General features: G+C 30.6%; 6 protein-coding genes. 1 reads left to right on the top strand and 5 read right to left on the bottom strand.

The window, feature by feature from the left end:
* Window positions 1-52: 52 nt before the first annotated feature.
* Together ACMHJW_RS11095 and ACMHJW_RS11090 are read right to left on the bottom strand one after the other, a co-directional pair.
* On the bottom strand, window positions 53-1,012 hold the full coding sequence (locus ACMHJW_RS11095; protein ID WP_413533484.1) for a PorP/SprF family type IX secretion system membrane protein: 960 nt from the start codon (window positions 1,010-1,012) through the stop codon (window positions 53-55).
* 16 nt (window positions 1,013-1,028) lie between these two features.
* Entirely contained in the window at window positions 1,029-4,208 is a 3,180-nt protein-coding gene (locus tag ACMHJW_RS11090) for a T9SS type B sorting domain-containing protein (RefSeq protein WP_413533483.1), read from the bottom strand.
* Between the two features lie 118 nt (window positions 4,209-4,326).
* Between ACMHJW_RS11090 and ACMHJW_RS11085 the strand changes: the two genes are divergently transcribed.
* Window positions 4,327-5,913, top strand: a complete 1,587-nt coding sequence (locus tag ACMHJW_RS11085) for a peptide chain release factor 3 (RefSeq protein ID WP_413533482.1) — start codon at window positions 4,327-4,329, stop codon at window positions 5,911-5,913.
* A gap of 39 nt (window positions 5,914-5,952) precedes the next feature.
* Here the strand turns inward: ACMHJW_RS11085 and ACMHJW_RS11080 are convergent, their stop codons facing one another.
* The 3 genes from ACMHJW_RS11080 to ACMHJW_RS11070 form a co-directional block, all read right to left on the bottom strand.
* Window positions 5,953-7,068 (bottom strand): serine hydrolase domain-containing protein, encoded by a 1,116-nt coding sequence (locus ACMHJW_RS11080; protein WP_413533481.1) that lies wholly within the window; start codon window positions 7,066-7,068, stop codon window positions 5,953-5,955.
* 454 nt (window positions 7,069-7,522) lie between these two features.
* Window positions 7,523-13,546, bottom strand: coding sequence for an alpha-2-macroglobulin family protein (locus ACMHJW_RS11075; protein WP_413533480.1), 6,024 nt, complete (start codon window positions 13,544-13,546; stop codon window positions 7,523-7,525).
* Window positions 13,547-13,697: 151 nt separating this feature from the next.
* On the bottom strand, window positions 13,698-14,210 hold the full coding sequence (locus ACMHJW_RS11070; RefSeq protein ID WP_413533479.1) for an IS1096 element passenger TnpR family protein: 513 nt from the start codon (window positions 14,208-14,210) through the stop codon (window positions 13,698-13,700).
* Between the last annotated feature and the right edge of the window lie 3 nt (window positions 14,211-14,213).

The following is a 14,213-nucleotide window of genomic DNA, read 5'->3' as shown; positions in this document are numbered from 1 at the left end:
ACAAAAACCTTCCGAAATGGAAGGTTTTTTTATCAAAGATTAATATTTTAATTTAATAAAATCTTGCTCCCCAAGGATTTTGTAAATCAAAACCTAAACTAAATAACATTCCATTTTTTCTGCCATCAACTTGATAATCTGATAAACCAATATCGTAGGAAATTCCAGCTTTTAAAGAACCTACTTTAAACTTTAGGATTGGAGAAATAAACAACGGATTACTATTCTTAGAATCCATTCCTTGCTTGTATCCTACTCCAATATCCACACCTTGATTATTGTCACCAAAACCAATATGCGACATCAAATTGATATCTAAATGACGTTCTGAAATTGAATTCAAGTTATAAACCAAAGAAGGTTCTAATGCAATTCCGTCAGCAACATTCCATTTATATCCAACATTGAAATAATACCACGTTGGCAAAGGTTCTATATTATTAACATAATACACATTCTGACTTAAAGGAATATCCAAAACAGAAACTCCACCAAAGAAACCTGCATATTTAAAAGACAATCCGACATTGGCAAAAAAAGTAGAATATTTATCTTCTTGCAAAGCAGGATCGTTTGGATCTTCTGCTATAATTTTGGAATAATCAAAACGTTGAGAAACGTTTGAAGCGCCAACTCCAAAAGAGAAAACATTTATTTCGTCACCGTCATAACTTCTGTCATCAATTGGAATATGATAGGCTGCATTAATTCCGAAGCCAGTCATTTTAACAGCTCCATTTCTATCGTTAAAAAACTGCATTCCTAATGCCAATCGATCTACAATAATTCCGTGCGCACTTACAGTTTGTGTACTTGGACTATCGGGCAAATCGTCCCATTGATTACGATGTGTTCCTGTTATAGAAATCACATTTGGATCTTGTCCGGCATAAGATGGATTAATCAACATTTTATCACTCACCAAATAATGGTTGTAAAATGGTAATCCTTGCTGTGCGTCAACTTTTGTTATTGAAAATAAAGTGAATATAAATAGTGATAATTTTTTCATAAATGTGTTTAATCAATTATTTGATTTTACGTTTAACTAATATACTACCAGAATATTGAACTTGCATATCATCTGATTGTTTTGAAAATTCTAATAAATACCAATAAGTTCCGTCTGGTACAGCTTGCCCATTAAGCGTTCCATCCCATTTGATAATATTTGTGCCTTCTTGAGATAAAATAGTTTTCCCGTAACGGTCAAAAATAATCAATTTGTACGAATTTAATGTATCGTTAACTTTACCATCCTTTATCATTGGTTGCCAAACATCATTATAACCATCATTATTTGGCGTTACAACATTTGGTAACGCAAGATAAATAACGTTTTTACGTTCTTTAATACCACAATTATTCAATCTTACTTTTACTGTAAAATCATTATCAAGAATATTATCTGGAATTATTAATTCATTGTTCTTTTGCCAATCAACAATTACTTTCCCTGTAGAATCAAACAACGCATATTCTAATTTCCCTTTTGTTTTTGTTAAAACAATTACGCTTTTTTCATTGATTTTAATCTTATCAATAGCTGGTAGTTCTGAACTTTTTAAGTTCAAATTAAATACTTTCGGACAACCTGAATCTTTATTACTAATTGTAATCGTGTGATCTCCAACGCCTAATTCGTATTTATAAGTTGAAATTTGATTTTTATCAATTCCATTTACTACAAAATTATAATCATCAACATTCAATCCTTTCTCTTTAGCTAATTCTTCAAAATCTAGAATATACTTTGTATCTGTACAAACTTCTGCTGAAGTTGGAATATCAAACGCTGGCAAAGTATTTTTTTGATAAAAGAATTTTATTGAAGCTATTCCACAAAAATTAGGATCTTCGAAATCGACTATAACTTCTCCTTTATCTGAATTGAATTGAGCCAAAATTTCACCATCCGAAGATTTCGCATCCAGATTAGGATATTGTATTCTGTAATAATTTTTAATGTAATCAATGACACGATTTATTTCATTTTTAGCATCATGATTATTCTCTTCACAATAAATAATTGGATTATCTTTTGTGTAGCTTTCTAAAGCTGCAATATCAACTATTAAATCTGGTTTTTTATTGATCGTTAAATTCACAATTGTTGAACACGATTCACTTAATCTATTTTTGAACTCAATTGAAATATTCAAAAAAGTATTTAATCTTTTTTGAATTGGATTTCCTTCTATATATTCTACTCCTTCAATGAATATTTTATAATCAAAAACATTTGGACCAAAGTAATTTTTCAATAAATCATCATTAATTGTTAAGATTTCTCCTTCGCAGAATTTAGTTGAATAAGTCTTATCATTAACATTTGGTTTGTTGACTGTTTCTACGATCAAATACATTTCTTCTGATAAACAAGTTTCTGATTTGTTTCTAATTTTAAAAATTAAGGTTTTATTAGAATTCGCTAACACATTTACAGGTTGAAATGATGTTGCATCTGAATTCAAAATTTCAAAATCCGAAATATTTGTAAATCCTAAATATCCTTTAATATGTTCTTTTATTTCGACTACTGAAAAAGTATAATCTTGAGTAACACCTAAACAGCCTGGACTCAATAAAACATCAAACGATTTTCTTGGAACAGAAGACTTATTTAATATTATTGTTAATGGTACTGTTAACTCACAAAAACCAATTTGATTACCTGTAATTAATAAATTAAAATTTGTTTTATCAGTTGTTCCTAAAATTAAATCATATAAACTCTGTAATTGAGTTTCTGTGTAATTTATTCCATTGTAATTAATGGTTAAATTAATATTAGAATCAAAGTTTTTTACTTCATCTATTTTATCTCGAAAATCAAAAAATGAGAATTCACTTCTACATTTTTCAAAATTTGGTAAACTATTAAGTACAATATTAGGTTTTCTAATGACTTTAAAATCTACAATATTACTTTTACAATTTTCATTTACTTTATCTACAATCTGAACTTTAAACTTTGCTTCATTTCCTTCAAAATCGTAAGGTGTAGCTGGCATATTCACTAATTTATAACTAGTCGCATCAACTCCTAGAGCTAATAAAATATCAGCTTCTGATAAAGTTTCTGAATTACAAACTTCTGCTGATTTACCAGTTTCTAAAGTTGGATTTGAATTTTTTAATTCAAAATTGACTGATTCAGAAAATGGTGTTATTGGACAAAATTCCGTACCAATATAACTTAATTTAACACTGTATATGGTTTCATTTTGTAAAACAATAGGAGCTTCTACTTTTACATTATTTAAATATACTTCGTAATCCGAATATTTGTCAGAAGCAATTGTTGGAGAAACTTTATAGATTAATTGTTCTTTTGAAAAAGTTTTATCAGAGCTACAAAATTCTTCTTTTGCTTCTATTAAATTATAGTAAATAATCGATTTAAAAACTATCGGAATTGTATAAATAAATTTTAGACTTCCCGCATCATCACGTACTTGTGCATATAGGATTGTATTTGTATTAAAAATTGTTGATGGATCATCTATTAAATTACTAAATGTATTATCTGTATATAATTTAATGTCACTTAGATTAGAATTTGTTTTTACAGCATCAACAACTTGCTTGTATGTAGCTTGCTCTCCGAAACATAAATTATTAAAATCTGGAATTACTCCTCCTCCTGGCTCAGGTTCACAAACTTGAGCTGTTCCTCCTCTAATTACATTATTTATTTTTGCATTTGCATCTCTCGTTACAAACCCAATAACTATATATTGCCCAGCTGTAACATTGATTGGTTTTAATTTACCATCTGCATGATCATTTTTTTCATCATAATACTCACATTCATCTGTAGCTTCCTTAAACAATCCTCTCCTTGAACCTGTTGAACTATAAGAATGTCGTATAGAAGCATTTTTTGTTGCAGTATCTGAGAAAAAATCTTGTATTTCTGATTCTGATAAAACCCAAACATGAAAATTTACAGGACTTCCTGATGTAAAATCATAATCAAATTCAAAACTACCTCCACTAGTTACCTTATAGTAATTTATACTTTTATAAATATCCGAATCATCTTTATTACAACTAGAATTTGAAGGTGTTCTAAATTTTTTCGTGTTAAAATCTCCCGTAAAAGTCAAATTAGTATTATTTGAACACAAATTATTAAACTGATTAATTTGCCCCCAAACAAACCCGCTAATCATCAACAGCAAAAAGTAAAATATCTTTTTCATAATTCTATCATCAACTATATTTTAGAATAACGGAATTTACTTTAGAATATTCTATCAAGCATAATGTTTCTATTTTTATTGAGATAAACTATCTTTGCATCCTGAAAATTTGATTAAGATGTCTTTAGAACAAGAAATAAATAAAAGAAAAACCTTTGGGATTATTGCCCATCCCGATGCTGGTAAAACAACTTTAACAGAGAAGTTATTACTTTTTGGGGGGGCAATACAGGAAGCTGGTGCTGTAAAAAGTAACAAAATAAAAAAAGGTGCAACATCCGATTTTATGGAAATCGAACGTCAACGTGGTATTTCTGTTGCGACTTCGGTTTTGGCTTTTGAATACAAAGGCAAAAAGATTAATATCTTAGATACTCCTGGTCACAAGGATTTTGCTGAAGACACTTTCCGTACTTTAACTGCTGTAGATTCTGCTATTGTAGTAATCGACGTTGCAAAAGGGGTTGAGGAACAAACAATCAAATTGGTAGAAGTTTGTCGTATGCGCAAAATTCCGATGTTGGTTTTTATTAATAAAATGGACCGCGAAGGAAAAGATGCATTCGACTTGATGGACGAAGTAGAACAAAAATTAGACTTACACGTTACGCCACTTTCTTGGCCAATTGGTATTGGTGCAACTTTCAAAGGGATTTACAACATTTGGGAAAAGAACATCAATATTTTTTCTGGGGATAACAAACAAAAAATCTCTGAAACAATAAAAGTCGAAGATTTATCAAGCCCAGAATTTGATACATTAATCGGAGAAACATATGCTGAAAATCTTCGTAATGAGATTGATTTAATTGACGGTGTTTATCCAGAATTTGATATGCAAGAATATATGGACGGAAATTTACAACCTGTATTTTTCGGTTCTGCTTTAAATAATTTTGGGGTTCGCGAATTGTTAGATGCTTTCGTCGACATTGCTCCTACACCACAATCCAAAGAAACAGATTTAAGAATTGTTGAGCCTTACGAAAATAAATTCTCTGGTTTTGTATTCAAAATTCACGCGAATATGGATCCTAAACACCGAGATCGTTTGGCATTTATCAAAATCGTTTCTGGAAAATTTGAACGTAACAAAAACTATTTCCATGTTCGCCAAGGCAAAAACATGAAATTTGCCGCTCCAAATGCTTTCTTTGCCGACAAAAAAGAAGTTGTAGACGAGTCTTTCGCAGGAGATATTATTGGATTGCACGATACAGGAAATTTCAGAATTGGTGATACCTTAACAGAAGGTGAAAAATTCTCGTTCAAAGGGATTCCTGCTTTCTCACCAGAACATTTCCGTTACATCAACAATGCTGATCCAATGAAAGCAAAACAATTGGAAAAAGGTATTGATCAATTAATGGACGAAGGTGTTGCGCAATTATTTACATTAGAAATGAATAATCGTAAAGTAATTGGTACAGTTGGTGCGCTACAATACGAGGTTATCCAGTACCGTTTGGAACACGAATATGGTGCAAAAGCAACTTACGAACCATTTGCTGTACACAAAGCTTGTTGGGTTGAGGTAGAAAATGAAAAGTCAGAAGAATTTCAAGAGTTCAAACGTGTGAAACAACGTTATTTGGCAAGAGATAAATTCAATCAATTAGTATTCTTGGCCGATTCTGCGTTTACAATACAAATGACTCAAGAGAAATTCCCTTCAGTAAAATTACATTTTGTAAGTGAATTTTAATTTCAAGATATAAAATATTCAAAAAGCCTCGTTATAATTCTAACGAGGCTTTTTTTGAGCATTCTTTATTAACAACTTTTGAAATTCCTTCCCTATAAATGGATTGATAATATGTTGAAGCCCTTTTTGTAAAATAAAAACAGTAACCGTTGCATCAGATTCTGGCGAATAAATCACATCTGTTCCCCACCAACCTCCGTGATAATAAGCATTAAATCCCATCTCAAAATGATAAATTCCTAAACAATATTTAGATTGATCCGAAGGTAAAACATAGGTAGACATCAAATCCAAAATTTGTTTATCCTGAATAATTTTACCATTAAATAAATATTGAAAAAACAAAGCTGATTCCTTCGCTGTAGAAGCAATTCCGCCACCGCCATATAAATCCCATGAAGGATTCAAATCATAAGAATCCCAATTGTATTTATCTGCATATTGATGTGTAAGTGGAAGTGTTTGTTGTGGATACTTTTCTAAATCGATGAACCATGTTTTAGTTAAATCTAATTCTTTATATTTTAATAAATCTCGCATTGCAAGATAAAAAGGTTGATGTGATTCTTGCTCAATAATTTCTGCTAAAAGCAAATAATTAATATCACCATAACTGAACTTTTCTCCAACTTTTTGAAGAGTTCCAATTTTCATTGCTCGATTGATTTGTTCCTCCTTTGTCCATTTATATTTCGGACGTTGGTTAACAAGCTCAAAATAGTCTTCATCGACATAATCCTGAATACCAGAAGTATGCGACAATAAGTGTTTTACTGTAATTACATTCAAATCATAACCAGCTCTTTCTAAAGTTTTTCTTGTTTTCTTTGACAACAGATTCTTGATTGGTTGATTGATTGTAACTTGACCTTTTTCTACTAATCTCAAAATTGTAGCTGCTACATAAGGTTTCGTATTACTTGCGATTAAAACCGGTTGTTGATGATTTAAAATTTCATTCGTTCTTGTATCCGAAACCCCTTTCGCATAACTCCACGAAATATTATTTTTTGGAGCTTCTACATGAACAATAATTCCGATTGCATCTTTATTTTTCTCATAAATAGAATCTATTTTAGATTGAAAAATAGTTTGCAATTGTGCAACTCCAATAAAAGGAATTAATATAATATTGAGTAGAAATGTTTTCTTCATATAGTGTTATTTGATTTAAAGATAAATAAAATCACTATAAATTATTTGAAAAAAAATTTAGATAGAATTTCATTATAACTACTCCTATTTCTAATCTTCGCCAAAAAGATTTCATTACAACTAGACCTGTTTCTAATCTCCATCAAAAAGATTTCATTACAACTAGACCTGTTTCTAATCTCCATCAAAAAGATTTCATTACAACTAGACCTATTTCTAATCTCCGTCAAAAAGATTTCATTACAACTAGACCTGTTTCTAATCTCCATCAAAAAGATTTCATTACAACTAGACCTATTTCTAATCTCCGTCAAAAAGATTTCATTACAACTAGACCTATTTATAATCTCCGCCAAAAAGATTTTATTACAACTAGACCTATTTATAATCTCTGTATAATTAAAAATGGGCTAAGAAAACTCTCAGCCCATTTTATATTTATTGTTTGAATTGATTATTTAATCTCAACACGAATTCCTTCGCTTTGCGCACTCAATTCTGGTGCATACATATTTTGCATCGATGTAATTCCGTTCGAGAAATTCCCTGCATTATTCGCTTTCAAATCATATTCAAAAACATATGTTCCTTTTCTCATGAAATCGGCAAAGAAATTTGTCGCTGCATCGCGTGTACTTTCGTAATACCCAAATTCTCCTTTCCATTTGTAACCAGAAAGTACATTCACAGGCTCGAAACCACTTGCGCGCATATCTTTTATATGGACAAATTGCATGTTACGATCAACCGAAATTTCTAAACGAACCGTTACAATATCACCTACTTTTATTGGTGTTGAAGTTGTAATTTCTTTTAGAATTGGACCATTTGCAGAATTCGATTTTACGAATAATTTCTTGTTGAACTTGATTCCTGTTTCAGCAGATTTTATCTTATCTAAATCTTCGAAATATTGCCAATACATTGCTCCCCAAGCAACACCAGGAGAAGTTTTAGAAACCTCTACTTTTCCCATTTCTGGTTTTATTTCTTCTCTATTCCAAGAAGTTTTTACATAACCAGAACCAGCTTGAGTATTCTTATCTAAATCAAAATTTTGATTACCAATTTTCACTTCAATTCCTTTTTCTGCATCAATCCAAGATTTCCCGAAATTCATTAATGCATAAACTGCTTTTGTTGTTGCTTTTGTTGAATTCCATTGATTTGTTTGACGATTTTTCAATAACCAAACTTTCATTTCTTCTATCGATTTTTCGTCATTCGAAACCTCAGCAAATGCTTCTATCAACAACGATTGTGTTTCTACAGGTGCTTGATACCAAAACCAACCCGGTTGATTTTCTTTCCAATACATTCCCATTTCGTCCGATTCTACTGCTTTTTCTTTGATTGAATTCACGACAATTTTTGCAGCAGATTGCATTCCGAAACGATTCATTACAATGGCAGCCATTGCTTTTTGTTGCAACGACAAATCCAGTTTAGAAACATTCAAATTCTTTAACATTGCTGTTCTCATTTCTTCCAATTCTTTTGACATTGGATAGTCGTCCAAGAAGAAAGAACGTGCGTATAAGTAATGTAAACCATCTGAATACATGACATCTTTGAAAGATTTTTGATCTTTTTTGAATTCATTGAAACGTTTTAGATTCTCATCATCAACAAACTGAATTGCTTTCTTGATTAATGGATTTACATCAATATCGAATGCTTTGAAATTAACATTCATTTTTTTCATGTTTCCGAAACCAGAAACGATGTGTGTTGTAATATATTCGTTTGCGCGACCGCCATCAAACCAACCAAAACCACCAGTTGATAATTGTTTATCTGATAATTTTTGGAAAGCTGATTTCATTTCCATTTGCATTTGATTCAATTGGAATAAAACGGCAATTTGTTTCATTTGCTCTTCTTCGCTTTCCGCATTTTTCAACCAAGGTGTTTCTTCTAAAATGATATTTTTTAACTCTTGGTTCAATTGTAATTTCGATTTTAATTCTCCATTTTTGTTCCAATCATCAAAAACAGCTTTAATTTTTGGATTCGAATTAATCACTTTTTCCGAAATCATATTTCCATATAAACGAGAGAACACTTGTTCTGCACATTCGTAAGGATATTCGCGCAAATAAGGCAACGAGAAAATCGCATACCAAATTGGATTGGTTGTCATCTCAAACGTTAATTTGAAATTATCCAATGAAGTCGATTTATTGTTGATCAAATGATCGAATTGGAATGTTTTCTTTTGACCTTCTTTTACATAAATCGGTAATGTTTCTGTCACCATCATGCGATTTGTCAAAATTGGTAAAGCCGATTCTTCACCATCAGAAAAATCTCCAGCCGTTGCTACCACACGATAAACAACTGCTTCTACATTTTTCGGAACATTGATTGTCCACGTTACTTGATCTGAATTTCCTTTTGCAACAGAGAAGTTCTGAACTGCATTAGTCAACTTGAATTTCTCATCAATTGGTTGATTGGTAAACGCATCGAACAACATCAATTTCGCAGAACCATTTAATACCTTATCTGATAAATTATTAATCTTAGATGAAACCGAAATTTGATCGCCTTCGCGCAAGAAACGTGGCATATTTGGTACAACCATCAAGTCTTTTTGGGTACGAACATTTTGTTCTAAATAACCTGTTTTTAGGTCTGGCGTATGTGCAATCGCCATAAATTTCCACTCTGTTAAACTTTCTGGCGTTGTAAATTCTATAATTACATTTCCGTTTGCATCTGTTCTTAGATTTGGATAAAAGAATGCTGTTTCGTTTAGATTTGTACGCGCTTTTACATTATCTAAAGCTGCGTTTGCTCCTTTTTTCGTAGTAATTACCACTACTCCATTTGCTCCAATTGCACCATAAATAGCAGTTGCTTCTCCTCCTTTTAACACATTCATTGATTGAATATCATCAGGATTAAGATTTGGTTCTTTATCATACACAACTCCATCTACAACATAAAGTGCATTTGGATTATCAGAAGACGAAACTCCGCGAACTGTTAAATTAATTGTTGAACTAGAAATAGCAGATTCCATCTCAACATCTTCTAAATTCGCTTTATCATTTGTAGAAGTTGGTGCAGCAACAGATTTCATCATTCTACGATTCATGCGATATTGGTTAAATCCAAAATCAAATAAATTAAGATCTAATCCTGCATATCCTCTTGCATAAAAATCATAATTTGTACGATAATAAATAACTCGAGATTGATTTGTAGAATAAAATTGACGAAGATCAAAAGGATTATTTTTTCTTGAATTTGTGAAATTATAAGCATTAAAATCTAAAGAATTTGACGCAAATTGATCCAAAGAAGCATCGTACATACTTGCTAAAACCTCAGCCGAAACTTTGTCTTTGTTAGGTCCTTCAATCTTTAATTGCCATTTTTCTTTTGCTCCTGGTGTTAATTTATCACGTAAAACTTCAGCCGTAACTTTCAATTGTTTATTTGTAAACGGAACAGCCAAACTAAGACTTCCTGTTTGTACATCATTGAATTTCGTCATCGCATAATTCACATAAATTCCGCCACGATATTCTTCTTTGATTGGAATTTCTACTACAGATTTTTTACTTAAATCTAAGAAACCTTTCTCTATAATTGTTTGATTAGCTTCTACTTCATAATACACAAATGTATTTTTAGAACTAGATTTAAAGTCAATTTTTGCAACATCTTTCGGCTGAAAAGTTGATTGATTTTGTGAAACTGCTAAAAGTGTTTTAATTTCATTTGCTTTCTTTTCATTCGAAATGTAAACCAATTTATCTACTTCAACTTTTTGCGCTCCATCTAGTACAAAACCTTTGATTACATAATAACCTTCTTCTAAATTTGATGCTTGATTGAAATTTATTTCTTCTGAAATTTTTGTATCAAAATCACTTTCGAAAACTTTTTGATTAATTGTCCATGTTTTCGGATTCATTTCATCGCCATAAGGTTCATTTGGAAAGATTTTTTTGAATTCTTCTTTCGAATAAAAATTGTAATCTGTTGTAAATTTTTGAGAACGAACAATTTCTTTTGGTGCATTTAAAGAATAAATTTCTATATGTCCTTTTCCATCTAATTTTTCGTCATTCAAGTTCTTTACTTCAACTTTGAATGTTTTCAGATCAGCTGCTTTTGTTTTCTCTGGAATAGCAATATTCAATGTCATTCTTGTATCTCCAACTTTTACCGAAGACGATTCTGACTGTGTTTCTCCATTGATATCCGTTGCATTAACTTCGATAAAATAATTGTATGTTCTTATTTCATCGTTCTTTTTCTCTGAAGCTGGTTTTGCTACAAATTTGAAGTTAAATTTCCCTTCTGAATTCGTTGTTGTTTCGCCAAATGTAATTTCTTCTCGCTCGCCACGATCAGTTGGAATTGAGCGATACCAAGGCCAAAACGTAAAAATTTCTTGACGATAAACACGGTACTTAACTTTTGCATTATCGATATTAGCGCCCGAAAAAGCAATTGCTTTTCCTTCTACTTTTACCTTATCATTTAAGCTGTAAACACCTTTATTTTTCTCAATTTCTACTTTAAATTTTGGACGTTTATATTCTTCTACTTTGAAAGAATGTGAACCAAGGTCTTCAACATCATCATTTTCTACATAAATTCTAAAATCTCCTGTTAAACCAGAATTTGGTAAAACAAAACTTCCGTTTGCAGAACCAAATTCATTCGTAGTCAAATCGATTTTAGAAACCTCTTTTCCATTTACATCATTCAATATAAATGTTAGTTTAGAATTTGGGATAACTTTTCTCGTTTTACCTTCTGATAAATAATAAATTGTTTTGAAATAAACAGTTTGCCCAGGACGATAAATCGCACGATCTGTAAAAATCTTAACAAAAAAATCATCATTTTCATGGTTACGATTATAATTGTAATAATAAGTTGAATAAATCGTATTTTCGTCTTTTATTCGATATTGAAAATTATTCCAGCTTGAAGGAAAAATAATGATTCCATCTTTATCCGATGTTAAAGTTTTTGTTTCCTTTTTATCATAATCTGCTAAATTGGAAAACTCTACCATAACCTTACTTTCTGGCTTTCCTGTTTCTCTATTCACAACCGAAACCTTTCCGTTTAGTGAGTTTATCGCATATTTAGAAACCATTATATTCAAATAATTAATATCCTCTTTTGCATTGATTTCGAACTCTGGATTAGTTGAAAATAAAACAATGTATCGACCAGATTTCAATGGATTTAATTTAACAATTGTCGAATGATTTTGATAATCCTCAAAAGATTTTACATCAATCGTATATTGATCGACAACTTGTAAACTATTCAGAAAATTTTGCGCTTCTGGAATTCGATTTTCATTGTAAACATTTAGCGTTTGTATTTTATTTTGTTTATCAAAACCTACGTTATAAGCAAAAACCTTTACAAAAACTTTGTTTAAATTTTTATGTGTTAATTGAATTGGCGTATTCTGATTTTCGCTGATATATTTCTCTGCTTCTACACTTAATTCTTGTGCTTTTATCTTCGAAACTAGATTGTTTAGATTTACTAATTCATCTGAATTTGGATAAAGCTTTGCAACTTTTGTTTGTATATCAAAAATCTTATTAATATTCGCTAATTTGTCATCTTTCAAGTTATAATAATCAATTGCTAAAGTTGCATAAATATAAGATGAATACCAGGCTTTTGGATATTTTGTTGCTAATGTTTCTTTTTGTTTAATATAATCTTCAATTGATATTGAATTTCGCTTATTATCTAATAAAGACAATTCATTGTACAAAATTGCATTTTCGTTATTTTTCTGAGAATTAACTTGAATTAAATCAGTAAATAATTGATTTACTTTATTTTTATCATCATTCTGATTCAAATAATTGATATATTTTTTAGCCAAAACATCATATAACGAAGGCATTAAATCAAGTTGTTGTTGCTCACTTTTCTTATCATTAACAAAATTCAAAATCATTTTATAATCTTGAGACTTTGTTGCAATTAATTCATTTTTTGGTTGAATTGATTTCGAAAAATAATCGTTTATCGTTTTATTAAATGTTTCTTCTGTCCAAAATCTTACATCATTTGTTGCTTGATTTTCGACATTTGTACGATTTTGTATTTTCCAACGATTTTCTTGAAAATACAATTGATATAATTCGGCTAAATACGAACTAACGATTGCATTTTCTACCTTTGATTTTCCGTCTAATTCTTTTTTAAACAAATCAAAAACGAAGTTGACATCATCTTTTTCATCAGAAGTTGCCACTTTTATTTTTGCTTCATAAAACAAAGCTTTAAGATAACTTTGTTGATTATTTTGCTTTTTTGATAGAGCTTTTAGTTTGTCAATCTTTGGTTGGACTGATTTGAATTGACCATTTTGCATTTGTTGGTCAATTTCGTTCCACTTTTGATCAATCGTTGGGGATTGAGCCATAAGCATCGAATTGGTTAAAATTAATAATAAAAACAGGAGCTGTTTCATAGATTCTTTCTTTTATCTGTAGATGCAAGTTACGGAAAAATGGTTGGTTACGGAAGTAAAATAATTATCAAAAAGGTTGATATATAGTACAAAAAAAATCTGAATGTTTCCATTCAGATTTTTTGATATATAAGTTGATTAGTTGTAGTTTTTATAAATCGTCTACGTCTAAATCTTCGTCGATTTGTAAATCATTTAATTCAGCATCTTCAGCAAAATCAATATCTTCTTCGTCATCTAAATCAACCAAAAGGTCTTTTTTAGGTGCTTTAAGAGGCATTGAACCGAAACGATAAACCGTTAATGGATAGTTTAGCACTGCTGGTTTATCTTCTATAGAAATTAATTCTGCAACGAATGTCCACATTTCCATAAAATCATACACAAACGCCATACGATCTCCTTCATTCGCAAATGCTTCTTTGATATAGAAATCTGCCATTGTTTCATCAGTACCATCATCAGACATATCCTCTAAAGGAATTTCTTTTGTTTGGTTTCCATCTTCATCTACTTCATAGAACGATGCTAACTCTTCACCTTGTAAACTAAAAGCACTAATAATACCTTTGTACAATGTAAATAAAGTTTGCTTCTCTTTAATCTCTATGTCTCTAAAAACATCCTCTTTTGCATCAAGGAATACACGAATTTTATATATCACTTT

The sequence above is a fragment of the Empedobacter brevis genome (assembly GCF_965118635.1).
Taxonomy (GTDB): Bacteria; Bacteroidota; Bacteroidia; order Flavobacteriales; family Weeksellaceae; genus Empedobacter; species Empedobacter brevis_A.
Note: the sequence above shows the minus strand (reverse complement) of the source record. Positions and strands in the feature narration are given on the sequence as shown.

What these genes read in the sequence shown, in the direction of transcription:
- ACMHJW_RS11095 (WP_413533484.1), bottom strand. Translation starts at nt 1,012, where the DNA reads ATGAAAAAATTATCACTATTTATATTCACTTTATTTTCAATAACAAAA.
- ACMHJW_RS11080 (WP_413533481.1), bottom strand. Translation starts at nt 7,068, where the DNA reads ATGAAGAAAACATTTCTACTCAATATTATATTAATTCCTTTTATTGGA.
- ACMHJW_RS11090 (WP_413533483.1), bottom strand. Translation starts at nt 4,208, where the DNA reads ATGAAAAAGATATTTTACTTTTTGCTGTTGATGATTAGCGGGTTTGTT.
- ACMHJW_RS11075 (WP_413533480.1), bottom strand. Translation starts at nt 13,546, where the DNA reads ATGAAACAGCTCCTGTTTTTATTATTAATTTTAACCAATTCGATGCTT.
- ACMHJW_RS11085 (WP_413533482.1), top strand. Translation starts at nt 4,327, where the DNA reads ATGTCTTTAGAACAAGAAATAAATAAAAGAAAAACCTTTGGGATTATT.